Source organism: Amycolatopsis sp. EV170708-02-1, from assembly GCF_022479115.1.
Lineage (GTDB): Bacteria > Actinomycetota > Actinomycetes > Mycobacteriales > Pseudonocardiaceae > Amycolatopsis.
Genome location: NZ_CP092497.1, coordinates 8,631,068 through 8,649,279, shown reverse-complemented (window position 1 = coordinate 8,649,279; position 18,212 = coordinate 8,631,068). Strand labels below are relative to the sequence as shown.

Below are 18,212 nucleotides of genomic sequence, written 5' to 3'. Positions count from 1 at the left end.
CCCGAGGCCGAAACCTCGGGACGGGCACCGCGGCGGTTACCCGGCACAGCCCCTCGACGTGCCGGGAACCGCCCGCGGTTCAGGCGGACTTCGAGCTTGGCCGGCTCCTGCTCGGCGCGGTGAGCAGAAGCCCCCGGAGTCCACCCGGTGCTGGTCCCGGCGCCGCAGGGGCAGCGCGGCGCCGGGGCCGGGATCCGAACCGGCCGGGCGCGGTCGGCCGTTCGGAAAGACAGTGGGTTGCCTGAAAAAAGGGGCAGGCGAAAACGGCTTGTGCCAGAGGATTCAGCAGCCGTCGAAACCAGAAGTTGATCTTGGTTTGGACGTGGTTCTCCCCGGCGACCCGGTCAGGTCAGTCGGGGGAGGTGGCGGGAAGCGCGGCTTCCCGGCCGGTGCGCTCGCCTTCGTGGTCGCAGCCGGTCCCGAGGAGCTTCAGCTGCGTGGCGGGGATTCCGGAGTCGAGCACGGCGAGCGGCCCGCGGCCGCCGCCGGTGTTGTCGTGTCCGGGCTGGACGGTCGTCGTGGGCGCGACCGGGGCCACCGGTGCGCTCGGCAGGCCACCGCCGCCGCCCGAGCCGCCGCCGTCCGGGGACGCGTGCGTGTCGGACTCGGCGGGTGCGGCCGGAGCGGGCTTGGCGTCGTGCTCGACCCGGACGGGCAGCGTGACGCGGTGGTTCTGGCTCGCCGCGACCGGAACGGGTTTCTCGGCGGGGACGAGCGGACGCGGGTCCGGCGTGGCGGGCGCGGGCGGCGTGACGGCCTTCGCCGGGACGGCGATGGTGACCGAGCCGCCCGCCGACTCGCCGGAGCCGCCGCCGAAGACGGGGTCGAGCATGTCGCCGGTGCCCGGCAGGATCGCCGGACCGCCGGTGCAGCAGGGATTCGGCGTGATGATCGGCGTGACGACCTGGTCGCCGATTCTGTCGACGACACCGACGACCCCGCCGACGGTTTCGACGACGCCGCCGACCGTGGTCGTGACCACGTTCAGCACGCCACCGATGAGGCCGCCCAGCAAACCGTTGGACGCCTGCGGCTTCGCGGTTTGCGTTTCCGGTTCCGGAGAAGCGGTTTTCTCGACGGAACTCGTGCTCGAAACCGCTTCGTTCTCCACAGTGGCCTTAGCGGCCTCGGGTTCTTTCGAGGTTTCGGTGGGCTCGGCGGGTTTCGTGGTCTCGGTCGCGCTGGAGTCCGAAGTGGACTCGTTCGGAGTAGTCGTTTTCCCGGTTCCGGCTTCGTCCGCGGGCTGCACCACGGAAGTCTCCGGCGTCACGGGGGGCTGTTCGTCGGCCGAAGCCGGGGTGCTCAAAACGGCGCCGAGGAGCCAGCCGGTGAGCGCGAGCCCGCCCGCGAAAAGAATTCGCGTGCCGGTCTTCCAAGAGGTGGGGGCGTGACGGCGCACGACTGCCGGACCACTCACAGCAATCACCACCGTCCGCGCCTGAAACCCACGTTTTCCGCGTGAGTTCGATCTTTCTTGGGGTCTCTTCCGGTCAGGTCGCAGTTCCCCCGGGGCTGCACCAGTTTTAGCACCGGAGGGGAGTGTTTCACCTCAGCCGCCAACGATCCAGCCCGTTAGGCGGAACGACGCAACCGGCTCCGGTGCCTGGAGTACCGAAGTTGATCACTCTCGGTATGTGCCCGGCGGCCATCCGGGGACGGGTGGAACTACTCAAATCCTCGGTGACCTGACCTTTTCCGGATCCTTGCTGCGGTGCGTGCCGTCGAAGTCGCGTTCGGTGATCGGCGTGGCGGCCGCAAGCCGCCGGGAGGGGAAGGTCCGGGATGTGGGACGTGAACGCGGTGTCGGCGGCGGTGCTCAAGGTGCTGAAGACCTACCGGCTGAGCGAAGCCGACGCCAAGGACATCTGCCAGGACGCCTGGCTGGAACTGCTTCGCGTGCCCGGCGCGCTACGCGACGAAGCGAAGCTTGGAGCTTGGCTGACCACCACGGCGCGGCGGCGCGCGCTTCGGATGATCACCAGGAACAGGCGCGAAACGCCGCGTCCGCTGCCCGGTACGGAGACGACCCCGGAGGCCGAAATCGTCCGTGTCGAACGGGACCGCGCGCTCTGGGCGGCGGTCGATCGCCTGCCGGACTCGCAGCGGAGGCTGGTGCGGCTCCTCGCGTACCGGCCGGAGCTGTCCTACGCCCAGATCGCGGAGGAGCTGGGCGTCAGTCCGGCCAGTGTCGGCAGGCTCCGAAGACGGTGTTTGGACCGGCTCGGACGGCTACTCGAAAAGGGCGGCTGGGCGTGAACATCGGACGGGTCACCGCAGTTTGCGCAATCGGGTGACCGCTTCGTCGATGACCTCGTTGCGTTTGCAGAACGCGAAGCGCAGAAGGTGTTTCCACTCTTCCGGGTGATCGGTGAACACCTTTACGGGCACGGCCGCCACCCCCACCCGTTCGGGGAGCTCCCAGGCCAGCTCCGCGGCGTCGTCGAAGCCGAGCGGGCGGACGTCGACGCAGACGAAGTACGTCCCGGCGGTCGGCCGGACGGCGAAGCCCGCCTCCGCGAGGCCGGCCGCGAGCCGGTCCCGCTTGCCCTGAAGGCTCGTGCGCAGCTCCTCGGCCCACGGCAGTTCGTGGTCCAGCGCGTGGGCGACGGCGGGCTGGAACGGGCCGCCCGAGACGAAGGTGATGAACTGCTTCGCCGCTTTCACCGCCGCGACCAGTTCGGGGCTCGCGCAGACCCAGCCGATCTTCCAGCCGGTGCAGTTGAACGTCTTGCCCGCGCTGGAGATCGACACGGTGCGGTCGCGCATCCCGGGGAAGGTCGCCAGCGGGACATGCTCGGCGTCGTCGAACACCAGATGCTCGTACACCTCGTCGGTGATCGCGATCAGGTCGTGCTCCACGCAGAGCGCGGCGACGGCTTCCAGCTCGGCGCGGGTGAACACCGTGCCGGTCGGGTTGTGCGGCGAGTTGATCAGGATCGCCCTGGTCCGCCCGGTCACCGCGGCGCGCAGGCCCTCGACGTCCAGCGCGAACCGGCCGTCGCGTTCCACCAGGCCGACGACACGCCGCTCCGCACCCGCCATGGCGACGGCGGCCGCGTACGAGTCGTAGTACGGCTCGATGACGATCACCTCGTCACCCGCCTGCGTGAGCGCGATCAGCGACGCCGTGATGGCCTCGGTGGCACCGGCGGTGACCAGGATCTCCGTGTCGCGGTCGTACTCGACGCCGTAGCGGAGCCGGTGCCGCGCGATCGCCGCGCGCAGCTCGGGCCGTCCCGGACCCGGCGGATACTGGTTCGCACCCCCGAACAGCGCGTTCTTGGCGGCGTCGAGCATTCCGGCGGGCCCGTCGGTGTCGGGGAAACCCTGGCCGAGGTTGACGGCTTCGTGGCGGACGGCGAGTGCCGTCATCTCCGCGAAGATGGTCGACGTGAAGGGCTGGAGGCGGGGTACGAGGACAGGTTCGCGCACGATCAGCCATCCTCACGGACAATGGCGGTGTGGAGCAACTGACGCCCGCCAAGGTGACCCCAGCCGATCCGCCCGGTGGCACCGCCGCCGAGGAGGAGAAGCGCCGCGGCCTGCGCAAGATGAAGATGGTCGCGCTGTCGTTCCTGCTCGGCGCGACGGTGATCTTCCTGCTGACCAGCTGGGCCGAGGCCGCGGGCTGGCCCGCCTGGGTCGGCTACGTCCGCGCGGCCGCCGAGGCCGGGATGGTGGGCGCGCTCGCCGACTGGTTCGCGGTGACGGCGCTGTTCCGGCATCCGCTGCGGATCAAGATCCCGCACACCGCGATCATCCCGAACAAGAAGGACGCGCTGGGCAGCAGCCTCGGTGACTTCGTCGGCTCGAACTTCCTGTCCGAGTCCGTGGTCCGCGAGAAACTGAGCCGGGTCGAGGTCTCGAAGCGGCTCGGCGGCTGGCTCTCGCAGCCCGCCAACGCCGAACGCGTGACGTCCGAGCTGGCCACCGTCGTGCGGGCGGCGGTCAAGGTGCTCCGCGACGAGGACGTCCAGGCGATCATGGAACAGGCCGTGGTCAAGCGGATCGTGGACAAGCCGTGGGGGCCGCCGCTCGGCAAGATCCTGGAAGGCGTGTTCGCCGACGGGGCGCACCACAAGCTGGTGGACCTGATGTGCGACCGCGCCTACGAATGGGTGCGGGACAACCACACGACGATGCTGCGCGTGGTGTCGGACCGGGCGCCGAGCTGGTCGCCGAAATTCGTCGACGAGATGCTCGCGGACAAGGTCTACGGCGAGGTGCTGTCGTTCGTCTGGGCGGTGAAGACCGACGTCAACCACCCCATGCGGCTGGCGCTGGACAAGTTCCTCGGCGAGTTCGCCCAGGATCTGCAGACCGACCCCGAGGTGATGGCGCGCGCCGAGCAGGTGAAGTCCCAGATGCTGGGGCACGACGAGGTGCAGAAGCTGATCGGCTCGGCGTGGGCGACGGCGAAGGAGATGCTGCTCAACGCCGCCGAGGACCCGTCGAGCGAGCTGCGGCGCCGCGTGCGCACGGGCCTCGAGACGCTCGGGGAGCGGCTGGTCTCCGACGAGCACATCCGGTCCAAAGTGGACACTTGGGTGGAGGGTGCGGCGGCGTACGTCGTCACGCACTACTCCAAGGAGATCACCACGATCATCACCGACACGGTGGAGCGCTGGGACGCCGAGGAGACCTCACGCAAGATCGAGCTCCAGGTCGGCCGGGATCTGCAGTTCATCCGGATCAACGGCACGGTGGTCGGCGCGCTCGCCGGCCTGGTCATCTACACGGTCGCGCAGCTGCTCTTCTGAGCGGCCACGCGTATACCACACTCCGGAGGCCGCACCGGGAGTTGTCCACAGGAAGTGGAGTCATCCCCAGGGTTATCCACAGCTTTTCACGTTTTTGGCCTAACGGTGTGCACAACCCCTGGGGGTAACTCGGGGGTGGGTGACACCAGAAGTTGTGGTCGTTCGGGTCCGGCGGGTCATGGGTCGAGCGGGGGCTGAAGGACGCTTTCACCGCATCTCACGCGACGAAAGCGTCCTTCACCGCGTGAGATGCGGTGAAGGACGCTTTCAGCCCACGCCGCACCTCAGCCCGGGCCGCACCTCAGTCCGGGCCGCGGGTCAGGTCGAGACGTCCGCGGTCCGGGCGCGCCAGGCCCGCGCCTTTTCGCGGTTCCCGCAGGCCCGCATCGAGCACCACGTCCTCGACCGGTTCCGCGATTCGTCGTAGAACGCCCACAGGCAGTCGTCCGCCGGGCAGATCTTGAGCCGGATCCATTCGCCGAGCACGGTCAGCCGGGTCGAAGCCGCCAGCACCGCCTCGCAGACCGTTTCCGAGACCAGGAGCGGGCCTTCGGCGCCGAGGACGATCTCCGCCGGCGCGCGCAGGCCGAGGCGGGGGAGTCGCGGGTCGCCGATCGCGGCCCGCAGCGCGTCCCGGGTTTCGCGCGCGGCCGCGGGGGTATCCGCACGCAGCCGGTGATCGCGGGCCCAACGTTGCCAGGACTCCAGCTCGTCCAGGAGGTCGGTGCCGCGTTCGACGTTCACCGTGTTCAGAAACTCGACCACCAGGGACGCGTCGGTGTTCACCTCGCCCAGTGTACGGGCGAGACCGGTTGTCATCGGCTTTGATAACCCTCATACTCGTTTCACTGGTTACTCGATCATTCTGGAGGCTGAACCATGGGTGCGGTACCGACCTTCGGCGCGGTGGCTCTCGACTGCCCGGATCCGGTCGCGCTGGCGGAGTTCTACCGCGAGCTGCTCGACTGGAAGGCGGCCGAAGTCGCCGAAGACGGCCATTGGGTGACCCTGCGGAACCCGGAGGGCGGCGCGCGGTTCTCGTTCCAGCGCGTGCCGGACTACCGGCCGCCCGCGTGGCCGTCCGCCGAGAACCCGCAGCAGGCCCACGTCGACCTCGACGTCACCGACATGGAAGCCGCCCACGAGCGCGCGCTGACCATCGGCGCGAAGCTGCTCGACGACTCGCCGGAGACCTTCCGGGTCTACGCGGATCCGGCGGGACACCCGTTTTGTCTGTGCGCCTGCTGACCCCGGGCGAGAAAAATGCGTAATCTCTGATACGTGATTTGTCCGAAGTGCCAGAACGCCATGAAGACCGTCGACAAGAACGGTATCCACATCGACCAGTGCCAGGGATGCCGCGGCATCTTCCTGGACCGGGGTGAGCTGGAAGCCATCACCAACGCCGAGACCTCGTACTACGGCGGCGGTGGACACCAGCCTCCTCCGCCGTATCAGGGGGGTGGGCACGCGCCGGCGCCGCACTACGGCCGTCCGGACTCCCCGCGGCCGCATCGCGGCGGGTACGCCGACTCGCCGAAGGGCTACCGGGGTGGATACGCCGACTCGCCCAAGGGGTACCGCGGCGGGTACGCGGACTCTCCGCACGGCTACGGCCACAAGCGTCGTAAGGGTGGCTTCCTCGAAGGCCTCTTCGACTGACCGTGGTCCTCGATCTCAAGATCTGCCCGGCCTGCGGTGATCGCGCCGAACGGCCACGAGTCGAGAGCGGGCTGCTGGTGTGCGCGGTGTGCGCGCACCGGTGGCCGTTCCGGCGCCTTCCGCTGTTCGCGCTGACCGGCCCGAGCGGGGCGGGCAAGTCGACGGTCGGGCCGCTCCTGGCGCGACGGCTCGGCGATCTCGCGCTCGTGGTCGAGCAGGACGTGCTGTGGACCGGGGCCTTGCGCGACGACGTCCCCGGCCATCCCGCGTTCCGCTCGACCTGGTTGCGGATGGCGGCGATGCTGCACCAGAACGGACGGCCGGTCGTGCTGTGCGGCACCGTCGCGCCGCCCGAATTCGAGCGGTTGCCCGAGCGCGTCTTCTTCTCCGACATCCACTACCTGGCGCTCGTCAGCGAGCCCGACGCGTTGCGCAAGCGTTTGCTCGCGCGGCCCGCCTGGCGCGAGTGGGACGAGGAGCGCGTCGAGGAGATGCTGGAGTTCAACGCGTGGCTGCAAGCGGAAGCGTCCGCGATGGAGCCGCCGGTCGAGCTGTTCGACACCACCCACATCCCGGTCGGCGACGCCGTCGACCATGTCGAGAAGTGGGTGCGAGGCCTGCTTTCAGGAGCCCAGCGGCCACGTGCGGCCCTCGGGTGAATCCAGCCAGATCACCTGCTCGTCCCCGTCGAGGCTGAGCCCGAATCGGTCCCGTCCCGGCTGGCCGAGGTCGAGCCATTCTTCGTACGCGGCTTCGACGATCTCCCACAGCCGCCGCGGGCCGCCTTCGGCCACTTCGAACTCGTCGCCCGCCTGTCGATGGCGCAGCCATGAGCCGTCCGGATGAACCAAGGCCGTGCCCTGGTCGTCTCGTGAGGCGGTCACGCCCGGGAGGCAGAGCCCGGCGAAGAACTCGAACCGGCTGCGGACCTCGGTGATCACCCCCATCGGCAGCCGCGTCGGCCGCCAGGTGACGGCGCCGTCCGGCACCTTCGACTGCTTGAACCGGTGCGCGCGCAGCGGCATGAAGCGCCCGTCGCGGGCGAGCACCCGTCCATGCCCCGTGGCGCCTTCGCCCGCGACGATCCGGACGAGCCCGCCGCCGATCGGCCGGTTCAGCGTGGTGAGGATCAGCCCGCCGGGCATCGTCTGCGCCAGCCACGCGGGCGGGATCGACGAGACCGAACAGGTGCAGATCACCCGGTCGTAGAGCACTCCCGCCGGGAAGCCTTCGGCGCCGTCGGCGGCCGCGCACGAAGGTACGTACCCGATCTCCGCGAGCCGTTTGCGCGCGGCGTCGACGAGTTCCGGGTCGATGTCCACTGTGTACACGAGCCCGGCACCGAGCCGATGGCACAGCAACGCGGTGTTGTACCCGGTGCCCGTGCCGATCTCCAGTACGCGATGTCCGTCGGCGACGCGGAGCTCTTCGAGCATGATCGCCATGATCGACGGCTGGCTGGACGAGCTCGTCGGCGTTCCCGGCTGCGCGCCGAGACAGCGCGCCCGTTCCCAGAGCCCGGAATCGTCGTCCAGCTGCACGACCAGTACGTCGGGGGAGTAGACGCGCCTGAGCCACTCGTCGTCGCCGTGCTCGACCGCGGCCCAGCCGTTCGCCGCCGGGACGAAGAACCGCGGCAGGAAGACGTGCCTCGGCACGGAGCGGAACGCGGTCATCCAGCGCGCGTCGTGCAGCACGCCCTCGGCGAGCAGGTGCTCGACGAGGCGCCGCCGCAGCCGCGTGGCGTTCGACATCCCTCCACGGTAGCGGGGTGAGCACCAACACACCCGATGGTTGCAAGCAGAGTGCTTGCAATTGCTAGCACTCGGGCGTAGCGTTGAAGACGTCGCGAGGAGGTGACCGATGTCAGACACCGACCGGGATCAGCCCACATCGGGCGGACCGATGGAGAAGGTCGCGGACATCGCTTCCGACATCGGCGAGTACATCCGCCAGCAGCGCAGCAACGCGAAGATCTCCTTGCGGCAGCTGTCGAAACTCGCCGGCGTGTCCAATCCGTACCTGAGCCAGATCGAGCGCGGGGTCCGCAAACCCAGCGCGGAGATCCTGCAGCAGATCGCCAAGGGCCTGCGTATCTCGGCCGAGGCGCTCTACGTGCAAGCGGGAATCCTCGATCTGCCGACAGGTGGCCCGGTCGGCGACGCGATCCGCGCCGACACCGAGCTGACCGAACGGCAGAAGCAGGTCCTGCTCGACGTCTACGAATCGTTCCGCCGCGAGAACGCCGCCGCGAAACCCGAGCAGGCGGCCGAGGCGAAAACAGAAGCCACCGAAACCAAGGAGTCAGCATGACCACGGCCACCAAGACCGAACGCAAGCACACCGCCCTCGACCAGGTCCGCACGCCGCTGCTGGCCGCGCTGGGCGCCGGCAACCTGGCGGGCCAGGCCGTCGTCGACGCCGTGTCGAAGGCCAAGGAGAAGGTCGTCGAGGGCAGCGAGACCGCCCGCAAGAACATCGAAGAGCTCCCGCACGACGTCGAGGGCCTCCGCGAGAAGCTCGACCCGGCCGAGCTGCGCAAGGTCATCGACGAGTACACCGAGGCCGCGCTGAAGCTGTACAACAAGCTGGCCGAGTCCGGCGAGCAGGCGTGGGACAAGATCGCCGCGCAGCCGCAGGTCAAGAAGGCCATCGAGCAGCTCGAAGACGCGATCAGCACCGCGCAGGACCGCGTCGAGGGTGCGACCACCGACGCCCGTGAGCGCATCGACACCGTGCTCGGCAAGGTCACCAAGGGCACCCGCTCGGCGGGCGAGAAGACCGCCCGCAAGGTGACCGAGGTCGCCGGCGAGATCGCCGACGAGGTCGAGGAGCTCGGCGACGACCTCGCGCACGAGACCCGCTCGGCTTCGCGCAAGGTCGCCAACAAGACCGCGCCGAAGACCACGGCCACCGCGCGCCGCACCACCTCCAGCCCGGCCGCCAAGAAGCCGGCCACCGCGCCGAAGACCACCGAGAAGTAAAGGTCCGCGTGAATCCCAGGGCCCTCGGCACCCGCTTCGGTGCCGGGGGCCCGGGTCATTCGCCCGGTTTGACGTAAGCTGAGTTCGTGTTCGTTGCCACCTGGATCCTCATCGCCATCCATTGGGGCGGCGCGCTGACGGGGCTGTTCGCGTTCGTGCACGCGCTGTTGCAGCGTGCGGACGCGTATTCGGCCGCCGATCGGAAGACCAAACCCATCTGGATGCTCATCACCGGTGGGTCCACCGTGGTGCTGACGTTCTTCCAGTTCTACGGCGGCGGCATGATCCTGTGGCTGCCCGCGCTGGTCGCGGTCCTGGTCTACCTCGTGGACGTCCGCCCCAAGCTCATCGAGGTGCAACGTGGCGGCCGCAACTGGTGATTAGGGTGGGCCTGTGACTGACTGGACCATCGCCGGAACCCTCACCGTCGTCCCCGCCCTCACCCGCACGGATCTGCTCGCCGAGTCCGTCGCCAAGGCGCTCGCCGCCCTGCCCGATCCGGACGCCGTCGGCGTCGTCGAGATCGACGCCGAGCTGGCCGACACCGCCGCCTTCTGCGAGGCATACGGCTCACCGCTTTCCGCGTCCGCGAACTGCGTCGTCGTCGCCGGCAAACGCGCCGGCGAGGTCCGCTTCGCCGCCGCGATGATCCTCGCCACCACCCGCGCCGACGTGAACGGCGTGATCAAGCGCCGTCTCGACGTCCGCAAGGCCTCCTTCGCCCCGATGGACGAGGCCGTCTCGCTCACCGGAATGGAGTACGGCGGCATCACGCCGGTCGGCCTGCCCGGGGAATGGCCGATCCTGATCGACCAGCGCGTCGCCGACGAACCCGAACTGGTCATCGGCAGCGGTATCCGCGGCGGCAAGCTGCTGATCCCGGGCCGGGTCCTCGCGTCCTTGCCGGGCGCCGAGGTGATCGACGGGCTCGCGCGTCCCGTCGAGTGAGGCTGTCCACAAAGGACTTCCCACTGGCCTCCGCCTTCGAGGCCGGACACCTGGAGATCGACGCCGCGTTGCTCGCCGCCCTCGGTGAGAACCGTGCCCGCGTCCTCGCCGCGCTGACCGAGCGCCCCGTCTACGGCGTGAACACCGGGATGGGGCGCCTCGCCGGGGTCGCCGCGCCCGCGTCGAGCGCACACCAGCGGAACCTCCTGATCGGCCGCGCCGTCGGCGGCCCGCCCTGGCTGTCGGCCGGGGAAGTGCGCTGGCTGCTACTGGTGCGCCTGCGGGATCTGCTCGCGCCCGAGGCGGGCGCGAGCCCGGAGCTGGTGACGTTCCTCGTCGACCGGCTGAACGAGGGGTTCACCCCCGCCGTACCGCGGACGGGCCTGGGCAGTGCCGGCGAGATCATCCCGCTGGCGCACGCCTTCCAGACCTTCCTCGGCGTCGGGACCGTGCTGGTGGACGGCGTCGAGACACCCGCGTCGGAGGTGCTGGCGGAGCCGTACGAGCCAGGTCTCAAGGAGGCCGCGACCCTCATCCAGGGCTCGCCGCTGGCGGAGACGCTCGCCGCCTTCGCGCGGACCGAGGTCCAGCAGGTGGTGGACCTCCAGACGCTGGCCGCCGCGATCGCGATCGACGTCCTCGGTGCGCCGCAAGCGATCTATCGCCCGGCGTCGGCGGGAGACGATCAGGTGCTGGAGTCGGTGCTGTACGAGATCGGCGGCTTGCTCGACAGTGCCACCGTGCGCCAGGGAGTCGTCCAGGCGCCGGTCTCCGTGCGTGTCGCGCCGCGCGCGATCGCTCACCTGACGCGGGTGAACGGCGAGTTGGACGATGTCCTGCGGCGCTCGGCGCCGACGGACTCGCCTGCCTTCCTCGACGGTGAATTCGTGTCCACCACGGGGTTCCACGCCGTCGAGCTCGGGTTGCGGATGGACGCGGTGACGGCGGCGCTGGCGCATCTCGGCGAAGTGAGCGTGCAGCGGACGCACCGGTTGCTCGACGAGCGGTTCAGCGGTCTTCCCGCACAGCTCGCGATGGATCCTGGGCCGCAGGCGGGGCTGGTCCCCTTGCACAAACGCGCGGTGGGGGAGCTGCACGCGCTGCGGCGGCTGGCCACACCCGCGACGTTGGGTTCCGTCGACACGTCCGGCGGGCAGGAGGACGTGCAGGCGTTCGCTTGGGCGGCGGGGAACCAGCTCCGTGACGCTTGCGCGCGGATGTTCGCCATCACGGCCTGCGAGCTGATCACGGGTTCGCAGGCGCGATTCCTGGCGCACGGGGAGGGTTCGCCTCGGCTCCGTGCCGCTTACGAGTGGCTGAGCGGGCTCGTTCCACCGCTCACGGAGGACCGGCCGCTGGGGCCCGAGGTGACCGCGTTGATCGCCGTGCTGCGGGATTCGTACTTCAACGACCTGACGACCTTGGACTAGGTCCGGGTTTCCGCGCGGGACTGGATCGCCAGCCCGCGCGGGGTCACCCAACGCGTGACGAGCGCGAAAACGCCTTCGCACACCAAAGCCAGGACGACGACCGCGATGCCACCCGCCAGGATCTCGCCGTGGCCGGGATCGCCGAGGGCGAAACCGTCCACAATGTACCGTCCGAGCCCGCCGCCGTCGTTGACGATCGCGCCGATCGCGACCGTCGCCACCAGTTGCAGGAACGCGACGCGGGCACCCGCCAGGATGACCGGCGACGCGAGCGGCAACTCCAGCCGCAGCATGATCTGCCACTCCCGGTAGCCGGTTCCGCGCGCGGCGTCGACGGTTTCCTGCTCCAGCTGGATGACGCCCGCGTAGGTGTTCGTGAACAACGGCGGCAGCGCCAGTGCCACCAGCGCGAGCATCAACGGCCAGAACGTCGTGTCGGCTTCGAGCCGGGAAGCCAGGAACCAGAACAGGATCACGAGCCCGAAGCTGGGGATCGCGCGGCCGATGTTCACCGCGCTCGTTGCGAGGAACTGCGCGCGGCGGTAGTGCGCCAGCCACAACGCGGGCGGGATCGTCAGCACGGCCGAGATCGCCAAGGCCAGCAAGGAGAACTGGAGATGTTCGACCGTCCGGTACGGCACACCCGCCGGATCCGTCCAGCTCCAGCGGTTCGGTTCGCCGAGCCACTCGATGGTCTGGTCGATGATGCTCATCGCGACGCCGCCTTCCGCGACCACGGCGCGAGCGCGCGCCCACCGAGCCACAGCAGCAGATCCACCACCACGGCCAGTACCACGGAAAGCACGACGCCGACGATGATCGACGTCGGGTTCGGTGTCGCGGTCTGGATGCCGTTGCGGATGAAGTACCCCAGGCCGCCCTTGCCGAGCATCGAAGTCACCGTCACGAGCCCGATCGTGGTCACCGCCGCGACCCGCAGGCCCGCGACCACCACCGGCAGCGCGAGCGGGAGTTCGACCTGCCACAGCAAGCGAGACCGCGTGAAACCCATACCTATCGCGGCTTCGCGGACTTCCTTGGGTACTTGTTCGACGCCGGTGACGATGTTGCGGATGAGGATCAGCAACGTGTACGTCGCCAACGGGATCACCGCGGTGGTGAAGGACGTCAAGCCGGTGAAGGGAACCAGAACGGCGAAGGCGCCGAGACTTGGGATGACGTACAAGGAACCGGCCGTGCCCAACGCGATCACGTAGAACCATCGGCGACGCAGCGAAATCGCGGAAACACCGATCGACACCACCAGCCCGATGGCGAGCGCCGCCGCGGTCAGGGTGATGTGCTCACCGAGCCGCTCGAAGATCTCGTCGAGGTGGCGGTCCACCCACCGCCACTCGAAGAGCGGCCGTCCGCCCTGGGCGGGAACGGGGAACACGGAGGAGGCGCGCACCGGCCGACCTTACCCCGTTCGGGGCGCCGGATTCCGTTCTCTGGGAGCGCAAGGGGTGCAACTCTCAAAATGTGGATTCTGTCGTGACCCGGAGATACTGTCCATTCCTCTGAACGAGTCATAGGAGTGTGCACGTGCGCTGGACACGGAATGTTCGAGTGGGCGCGGTGCTCGCCGCCGCCGTCCTCGGTATGACCGCCTGTGGGGGTGGCGACGACGCGGCGGCCCCGGCCGCGCAGAGCAAGGGCGGGGCGCCGATCGTGGTCGCCTCCTTCAACTTCACCGACAGCGTGATCCTCGCCGAGCTGTACGCGAACGCGTTGGAGGCCAAGGGTTATCCGATCACCCGCAAGCTGAACCTCGGTTCGCGCGAGCTGATGTACCCGGCGCTGAAGTCCGGCGAGCTCCAGTTCGTCCCGGAGTACCAGGGCGCCGCCATCAGCACCGGCTTCGGCAAGGAGGCCGCGAAGGACGCGGCGGGCGAGCACGAACAGCTCAAGAAGCTGTTCGAGCCGTCCGGCATCGGCCTGCTGGACTACTCGCCGGCGGAGAACAAGAACACCTACATCGTGAAGGCCGATCTCGCCAAGGAGAAGGGGCTGGCGAAGATCAGCGATCTGGCCAAGGTCGGCCAGGTCACCGTCGCCGGCGCTCCGGAGTGCGCGGAACGGCTTCCCTGCTTCAAGGGCTTCACCGACGTCTACAAGCTGAAGGCCACGTTCCAGACGGTGCAGGAGGCGGGGCCGCGCGTCGAGCAGCTGCGGTCCGGCAAGGTCACCGTCATCCCGGTCGACTCGGTGAGCCCGCTCGTCGGCGACCCGCAGTTCGTGGCGCTGGAGGACGACCTCGCCATCGTGCCGACCGAGAACGTCGTTCCCGCGGTGAACAAGAAGGTCCTCGACGAACGCGGCGCCGACTTCGCGGCCGTCGTCAACGCGGTGAGCAAGGCGCTCGACACCGGGCAGCTGCGTGAGCTGAACAAGCGCGTCGACTCGGACGGCGAGAAGCCGGGAGACGTCGCGAAGGACTGGCTGAAGGAGAAGTCCCTCATTTAGCTCCCATCGCACGCGCTATGAAAGGTCCCTGCCTTGCGAAATTCGCGAGGAAGGGACCTTTCATCGCGTCCGGGGCAGGGGGTGCGCGCTCCCCCTGCGAGCAGCGGTGGAATCGTGGACGCTGTCTTGCAACACGGGTGAAAGGGAGTGGGATGGGAAAGGTCACGGCCGTCGCGGAGCGCACCATCGAGGCGCCGGCGGACAAGGTCAGGGCGCTCGTCGCGGACTACGCCGAAACCCGGCCGAAGCTGCTGACGGAGCACTACCGCGACTACGAGGTCACGGAAGGCGGCGCCGGCGCGGGCACGAAGGCGCGCTGGAAGCTGCAGGCCACGTCGAAGCGCGTGCGTGACGTCGCCGCGACGGTGACCGAGCCGTCCGAAGGCACCCTCGTCGAGACCGACGCGAACTCCAGCATGGTCACCACCTGGACCGTCCGCGAGGTGCCGGGCGGCAGCCTCGTCCGCATCGAGACCACCTGGGACGGCGCGGGCGGCATCGGTGGCTTCTTCGAGAAGACGTTCGCGCCCGGTGGGCTCAAGCGCATCTACGAGGGCGTGCTCGGCAAGCTCGCCGAGGTCGTGTAGCGCTCGCCACAACCGGAATGGTCGCCCCGGTTCCCTCGTTGTACCCGACGTGAATACGGGGCGATCGCCCCGCTTCGGCAACAGACTTGGAGTTACCTCGTGAACGCAACCGAGATCCGGCTCGCCTCCCGTCCGCACGGAGTCCCGACGCTGGAGAATTTCGAGATCGCCGACGTCGAGATCCCGGTGCCCGGCGAGGGGCAGATCCTGGTCCGCAACCAGGTGCTGAGCGTGGATCCGTACATGCGCGGCCGGATGAGCAGTGCGAAGTCCTACGCCGAGCCGTACGAGGTCGGCAAGGTCATGCACGGCGGCGCCGTCGGTGAAGTCCTCGAGTCCACCGTGGACGATTTCAAGCCCGGTGACATCGTGCTGCACGGCCTCGGCTGGCGTTCGCACGCCGTCGTCGCCGCGAAGCACGCGGTGAAGGTCGACCCGGAGGCCGCCCCGGTCACGGCGTACCTCGGTGTCCTCGGCATGACCGGGCTCACCGCCTACGCCGGACTGCTCGAGGTCGCGGAGTTCAAGGAGGGCGACACCGTCTTCGTGTCCGGCGCGGCGGGCGCCGTCGGGTCTGTCGTCGGCCAGTTGGCGAAGCTGAAGGGCGCGAAGCGGGTCATCGGCAGCGCGGGCACGGACGACAAGGTCAAGTGGCTGACCGACGAGCTGGGCTTCGACGCGGCGTTCAACTACAAGGACGCCCCGGTGATGGAGCAGCTCCGCGCGGCGGCGCCCGAAGGCATCGACGTGTACTTCGACAACGTCGGCGGCGAGCACCTCGAAGCGGCCATCGACTCGATCAACCTGCACGGCCGGATGGCGATCTGCGGGATGATCTCGGTCTACAACAACACCGAACCGGCCGCGGCACCGCGGAATCTCGCGTCGATCATCGCGAAGCGGTTCACCATGCGCGGCATGCTGGTCGGCGACCACTACGCGCTGCAGCCGCAGTTCGTGCAGGAGGTCGCTCCGCTCGTCGCCTCCGGACAGCTGAAGTACTCGGAGACCATTGTGGACGGTATCCGCAACGCGCCGCAGGCGTTCCTCGACCTGTTGGGCGGGGCGAACACCGGCAAGATGCTGGTCCGCGTCTGACCCTGAAGCGAAGGACGCTTTCCCCGCATCTCATGCGAGGAAGGCGTCCTTCGGCTCAGTACTGCGTCGTGAGCGCGCCTTCGGTCAGCGCGGCGTCCAGTGCCTCCGCCGACATGTCCAGCTTCATCTGGTCACGGAAGATCTGGCCCGCGGTCGGCAGGCTGGACCGCTCCGGCCACGTCTCCGGCTTCCACAGCGACGACCGCAGGAAAGCCTTGGCACAGTGCATGTACAGCTCTTCGACCTCGACCAGGATCGCCAGCGCCGGCCGCTTCCCCTTGACCACGAGATCGTCGAAGAACGGCCCGTCCGCGACCAGTTTCGCGCGGCCGTTGATCCGCAGGGTCTCGTTCATCCCCGGCACCAGGAACAGCAGCCCGGCGTGCGGGTTTTCGAGGATGTTGGTCTGGCTGTCGAGCAGTTTGTTGCCCGGCCTGTCCGCCAGCACCAGCGTCTTGTCGTCGAGCACCTTCACCGAACCGGCCGGGTCGCCCCGCGGGGAGACGTCACAGGTCCCGTCGGACGACGCCGTCGCCAGCAGGTAGAACGGCGAGTGCTCGATCAGCGTGCGCGCGTGCGGATCGAGGAAGGGGATGATCTTCCCCTTGGTGCGCTCGGCCGGGTGGCCGAGATGCTCACGCAGCGCTTCGTGCGTCTCGATCACTTTGATCTCTGAGGTCCCCATAACGACAGTGAACCACTAGAACACGACAGTCCGGTTCCCGTGCACCAGCACGCGGCCCTCCAGATGCCACCGGAGCCCGCGCGCCAGCGTCACCTTCTCGATGTCGCGGCCCTTGCGGACCATGTCCTCGACCGAGTCGCCGTGGTCGACGCGGATGACGTCCTGGTCGACGATCGGGCCCGCGTCGAGGTCGGCGGTGACGTAGTGGCAGGTCGCGCCGATGAGTTTCACGCCGCGCGCGTGGGCCTGGTGATACGGCCGCGCGCCGACGAACGACGGCAGGAAGCTGTGGTGGATGTTGAGCGCCCGCCCGGCCCACGCCTCGCACAGTTCCGGGGGCAGGACCTGCATGAATCTTGCGAGGACGACTGCGTGCGGGTCGTGCTCGTCGACCAGTTTCCGTACTTCGGCGAACGCGGACGCCTTGGCGGCCGGGTCGCCGGCGGGGAACGGGACGTGGTGGAACGGGATGCCGTGGGCGCGGGTGATGTCGCCCAGGGAGGCGTGGTTGCCGATGACGGCGGCGACGTCGACGTCCAGCTCCCCGGACGCGACCCGGCCGAGCAGGTCGTAGAGGCAGTGCCCGGCCTTGGAGACGAGGATCACCGCGCGGCGGCGCTCGCCGGTGTCGCTGACCTGCCAGCTCGACTCGTCCGAAAGCGATTTCGCGACCTCGGCGAAGCGCGTACGCAGCTCGGCGGCGTCGAACGGGAGCGAATCGGCGCGCACGACCTGGCGCGTGAAGAACCAGCCGGTGTCGGGGTCCGTGTGGTACGCCGCTTCGACGATCCAGCCGCCGTGCTCGGCGAGGAAACCCGAGATGCGGGCGATGATGCCGGTGCGGTCAGGGCAGCCGAAGGAGATCACATAGCGACGTTCAGGGTTCGACACGCACACCATTGTCGCTGGTCCCGGCCGCGGCGTGGCGCCGGGTCAGGATGCGGACGCGGACGCGCCGCCCGATCTCGATCGCCGCGACCAGCAGGAGGCCGAGCGCGAAGGACAGCAGAAGGCCCTTCTCCGGTTCGTCCGCGAAGGCGGCTCCGCCGACGAGCCCGATCAGGACGCTGTACACCGCCCAGATGCCCGCGCCGAGGGCGTCGAGCGGGATGAATTTGCGTGGCGGGTAGCCGAGGCTGCCGTTGGCGAGCCCGCTCGCGACGCGGCCGCCGGGCAGGTAGCGGGCGGCGAGGATCAGCAGGACCGCGTTGCGCCGCACCTGGATCTTCGCCCATTCGTAGCGCCGGACCCCGTCCGGGCCGCGCTGCAGCCGGGCCAGCGCCCGCGGGCCCGCGGCGGCGCCGACGGTGTAGCCGAGACAGTCGCCCAGCCAGGCCCCGAGCGCGGCGATCAGCGCGAGCAGCGCCAGCAAGGAGAAGTCCGTGCCGATCAGGACGGCGACGGTGATGACGGTGGTCTCGCTCGGCATGAACGGGAGGAGCGCGTCCAACCCGGACACGAGGAACACGATCACCCACAGCCAGGGCGATCCGAGCGTGCCCTCGAGCAGCCCGGTGACGTACTCCAGCAGTTCCACGGTTCCATGGTGATCACCGCAGGTCGCTTTGGGGTGACGGAGCGGGGTTCGACCG

At 69.1% G+C, this 18,212-nt stretch carries 21 protein-coding genes and 1 pseudogene; 13 read left to right on the top strand and 9 right to left on the bottom strand.

The annotated features are described in order from the left end of the window. Nucleotides 1-349 precede the first annotated feature (349 nt). Nucleotides 350-1,417 (bottom strand): hypothetical protein, encoded by a 1,068-nt coding sequence (locus tag MJQ72_RS39505; RefSeq protein ID WP_240596018.1) that lies wholly within the window; start codon nucleotides 1,415-1,417, stop codon nucleotides 350-352. 365 nt (nucleotides 1,418-1,782) lie between these two features. On the opposite strand from MJQ72_RS39505, the gene MJQ72_RS39500 reads away from it, so the two are divergent. Next, nucleotides 1,783-2,256, top strand: a complete 474-nt coding sequence (locus MJQ72_RS39500) for an RNA polymerase sigma factor (protein WP_240596017.1) — start codon at nucleotides 1,783-1,785, stop codon at nucleotides 2,254-2,256. Nucleotides 2,257-2,268: 12 nt separating this feature from the next. Here the strand turns inward: MJQ72_RS39500 and MJQ72_RS39495 are convergent, their stop codons facing one another. Then, the gene (locus tag MJQ72_RS39495; RefSeq protein WP_240596016.1) at nucleotides 2,269-3,432 is read right to left on the bottom strand and encodes a pyridoxal phosphate-dependent aminotransferase; all 1,164 of its coding nucleotides are present in this window, start codon (nucleotides 3,430-3,432) and stop codon (nucleotides 2,269-2,271) included. Nucleotides 3,433-3,461: 29 nt separating this feature from the next. On the opposite strand from MJQ72_RS39495, the gene MJQ72_RS39490 reads away from it, so the two are divergent. Beyond that, nucleotides 3,462-4,760, top strand: coding sequence for a DUF445 domain-containing protein (locus tag MJQ72_RS39490; protein WP_240596015.1), 1,299 nt, complete (start codon nucleotides 3,462-3,464; stop codon nucleotides 4,758-4,760). Nucleotides 4,761-5,078: 318 nt separating this feature from the next. Here MJQ72_RS39490 and MJQ72_RS39485 read toward each other — a convergent pair whose 3' ends face one another. Further along, on the bottom strand, nucleotides 5,079-5,546 hold the full coding sequence (locus tag MJQ72_RS39485; RefSeq protein WP_043847862.1) for a CGNR zinc finger domain-containing protein: 468 nt from the start codon (nucleotides 5,544-5,546) through the stop codon (nucleotides 5,079-5,081). 93 nt (nucleotides 5,547-5,639) lie between these two features. On the opposite strand from MJQ72_RS39485, the gene MJQ72_RS39480 reads away from it, so the two are divergent. From MJQ72_RS39480 to MJQ72_RS39470, 3 genes are read left to right on the top strand one after another with little or no spacing between them, the layout of a single operon-like run. Continuing rightward, the gene (locus MJQ72_RS39480; protein ID WP_240596013.1) at nucleotides 5,640-6,008 is read left to right on the top strand and encodes a VOC family protein; all 369 of its coding nucleotides are present in this window, start codon (nucleotides 5,640-5,642) and stop codon (nucleotides 6,006-6,008) included. 33 nt (nucleotides 6,009-6,041) lie between these two features. Continuing rightward, nucleotides 6,042-6,422 (top strand): zf-TFIIB domain-containing protein, encoded by a 381-nt coding sequence (locus tag MJQ72_RS39475; protein WP_396426909.1) that lies wholly within the window; start codon nucleotides 6,042-6,044, stop codon nucleotides 6,420-6,422. 2 nt (nucleotides 6,423-6,424) lie between these two features. Next, nucleotides 6,425-7,081: an AAA family ATPase gene (locus MJQ72_RS39470; protein ID WP_240596011.1), complete on the top strand. Its 657-nt coding sequence runs from the start codon at nucleotides 6,425-6,427 to the stop codon at nucleotides 7,079-7,081. Here MJQ72_RS39470 and MJQ72_RS39465 read toward each other — a convergent pair. After that, the gene (locus MJQ72_RS39465; RefSeq protein ID WP_240596010.1) at nucleotides 7,046-8,176 is read right to left on the bottom strand and encodes a methyltransferase domain-containing protein; all 1,131 of its coding nucleotides are present in this window, start codon (nucleotides 8,174-8,176) and stop codon (nucleotides 7,046-7,048) included. The genes MJQ72_RS39470 and MJQ72_RS39465 overlap by 36 nt on opposite strands. A gap of 151 nt (nucleotides 8,177-8,327) precedes the next feature. On the opposite strand from MJQ72_RS39465, the gene MJQ72_RS39460 reads away from it, so the two are divergent. From MJQ72_RS39460 to MJQ72_RS39440, 5 genes and pseudogenes are all read left to right on the top strand, one after another. Next, complete coding sequence (locus MJQ72_RS39460) at nucleotides 8,328-8,735, top strand: helix-turn-helix domain-containing protein (protein WP_378373050.1); 408 nt, start codon at nucleotides 8,328-8,330, stop codon at nucleotides 8,733-8,735. Then, a complete protein-coding gene (locus tag MJQ72_RS39455) occupies nucleotides 8,732-9,406 on the top strand; it encodes a hypothetical protein (RefSeq protein WP_240596008.1) in 675 nt (224 codons plus the stop codon). Before MJQ72_RS39460 ends, MJQ72_RS39455 begins: the two co-directional genes overlap by 4 nt. Before the next feature lie 86 nt (nucleotides 9,407-9,492). Further along, nucleotides 9,493-9,786 carry a DUF2516 family protein gene (locus tag MJQ72_RS39450; RefSeq protein WP_034310520.1) on the top strand — a complete coding sequence of 98 codons (294 nt, stop codon included), beginning with the start codon at nucleotides 9,493-9,495 and terminating at the stop codon, nucleotides 9,784-9,786. Nucleotides 9,787-9,799: 13 nt separating this feature from the next. Then, the gene (locus tag MJQ72_RS39445; RefSeq protein WP_240596007.1) at nucleotides 9,800-10,354 is read left to right on the top strand and encodes a YbaK/EbsC family protein; all 555 of its coding nucleotides are present in this window, start codon (nucleotides 9,800-9,802) and stop codon (nucleotides 10,352-10,354) included. Beyond that, nucleotides 10,351-11,778: pseudogene (locus tag MJQ72_RS39440) on the top strand (aromatic amino acid lyase); the annotation flags it as partial. The gene MJQ72_RS39445 and the pseudogene MJQ72_RS39440, both read left to right, overlap by 4 nt. A 2-nt stretch (nucleotides 11,779-11,780) precedes the next feature. On the opposite strand, the gene MJQ72_RS39435 reads toward MJQ72_RS39440, so the two are convergent. Together MJQ72_RS39435 and MJQ72_RS39430 are read right to left on the bottom strand one after the other, a co-directional pair. Continuing rightward, on the bottom strand, nucleotides 11,781-12,497 hold the full coding sequence (locus tag MJQ72_RS39435; RefSeq protein WP_240596006.1) for an ABC transporter permease: 717 nt from the start codon (nucleotides 12,495-12,497) through the stop codon (nucleotides 11,781-11,783). Then, entirely contained in the window at nucleotides 12,494-13,180 is a 687-nt protein-coding gene (locus tag MJQ72_RS39430; RefSeq protein ID WP_240601537.1) for an ABC transporter permease, read from the bottom strand. Before MJQ72_RS39430 ends, MJQ72_RS39435 begins: the two co-directional genes overlap by 4 nt. Before the next feature lie 173 nt (nucleotides 13,181-13,353). On the opposite strand from MJQ72_RS39430, the gene MJQ72_RS39425 reads away from it, so the two are divergent. The 3 genes from MJQ72_RS39425 (at nucleotide 13,354) to MJQ72_RS39415 (ending at nucleotide 15,935) form a co-directional block, all read left to right on the top strand. Continuing rightward, nucleotides 13,354-14,250, top strand: coding sequence for an ABC transporter substrate-binding protein (locus MJQ72_RS39425; RefSeq protein WP_396427026.1), 897 nt, complete (start codon nucleotides 13,354-13,356; stop codon nucleotides 14,248-14,250). A 152-nt stretch (nucleotides 14,251-14,402) separates the two neighbouring features. Then, nucleotides 14,403-14,837, top strand: coding sequence for an SRPBCC family protein (locus tag MJQ72_RS39420; protein WP_240596004.1), 435 nt, complete (start codon nucleotides 14,403-14,405; stop codon nucleotides 14,835-14,837). A gap of 99 nt (nucleotides 14,838-14,936) precedes the next feature. Beyond that, nucleotides 14,937-15,935 carry an NADP-dependent oxidoreductase gene (locus MJQ72_RS39415; RefSeq protein ID WP_240596003.1) on the top strand — a complete coding sequence of 333 codons (999 nt, stop codon included), beginning with the start codon at nucleotides 14,937-14,939 and terminating at the stop codon, nucleotides 15,933-15,935. Between the two features lie 55 nt (nucleotides 15,936-15,990). On the opposite strand, the gene MJQ72_RS39410 is transcribed toward MJQ72_RS39415, so the two are convergent. From MJQ72_RS39410 to MJQ72_RS39400, 3 genes are read right to left on the bottom strand one after another with little or no spacing between them, the layout of a single operon-like run. Next, nucleotides 15,991-16,620, bottom strand: coding sequence for a pyridoxamine 5'-phosphate oxidase family protein (locus MJQ72_RS39410; protein ID WP_240596002.1), 630 nt, complete (start codon nucleotides 16,618-16,620; stop codon nucleotides 15,991-15,993). 15 nt (nucleotides 16,621-16,635) lie between these two features. Next, a complete protein-coding gene (gene purU / locus MJQ72_RS39405; protein WP_240596001.1) occupies nucleotides 16,636-17,520 on the bottom strand; it encodes a formyltetrahydrofolate deformylase in 885 nt (294 codons plus the stop codon). Continuing rightward, complete coding sequence (locus MJQ72_RS39400; protein WP_240596000.1) at nucleotides 17,498-18,157, bottom strand: DedA family protein; 660 nt, start codon at nucleotides 18,155-18,157, stop codon at nucleotides 17,498-17,500. Before MJQ72_RS39400 ends, purU begins: the two co-directional genes overlap by 23 nt. Between the last annotated feature and the right edge of the window lie 55 nt (nucleotides 18,158-18,212).

Coding starts and splice junctions, on each gene's coding strand:
- MJQ72_RS39410 (WP_240596002.1), bottom strand. CDS start 16,620: ATGGGGACCTCAGAGATCAAAGTGATCGAGACGCACGAAGCGCTGCGT.
- MJQ72_RS39420 (WP_240596004.1), top strand. CDS start 14,403: ATGGGAAAGGTCACGGCCGTCGCGGAGCGCACCATCGAGGCGCCGGCG.
- MJQ72_RS39455 (WP_240596008.1), top strand. CDS start 8,732: ATGACCACGGCCACCAAGACCGAACGCAAGCACACCGCCCTCGACCAG.
- MJQ72_RS39435 (WP_240596006.1), bottom strand. CDS start 12,497: ATGAGCATCATCGACCAGACCATCGAGTGGCTCGGCGAACCGAACCGC.
- MJQ72_RS39500 (WP_240596017.1), top strand. CDS start 1,783: ATGTGGGACGTGAACGCGGTGTCGGCGGCGGTGCTCAAGGTGCTGAAG.
- MJQ72_RS39465 (WP_240596010.1), bottom strand. CDS start 8,176: ATGTCGAACGCCACGCGGCTGCGGCGGCGCCTCGTCGAGCACCTGCTC.
- MJQ72_RS39460 (WP_378373050.1), top strand. CDS start 8,328: ATGGAGAAGGTCGCGGACATCGCTTCCGACATCGGCGAGTACATCCGC.
- MJQ72_RS39480 (WP_240596013.1), top strand. CDS start 5,640: ATGGGTGCGGTACCGACCTTCGGCGCGGTGGCTCTCGACTGCCCGGAT.
- purU (WP_240596001.1), bottom strand. CDS start 17,520: ATGGTGTGCGTGTCGAACCCTGAACGTCGCTATGTGATCTCCTTCGGC.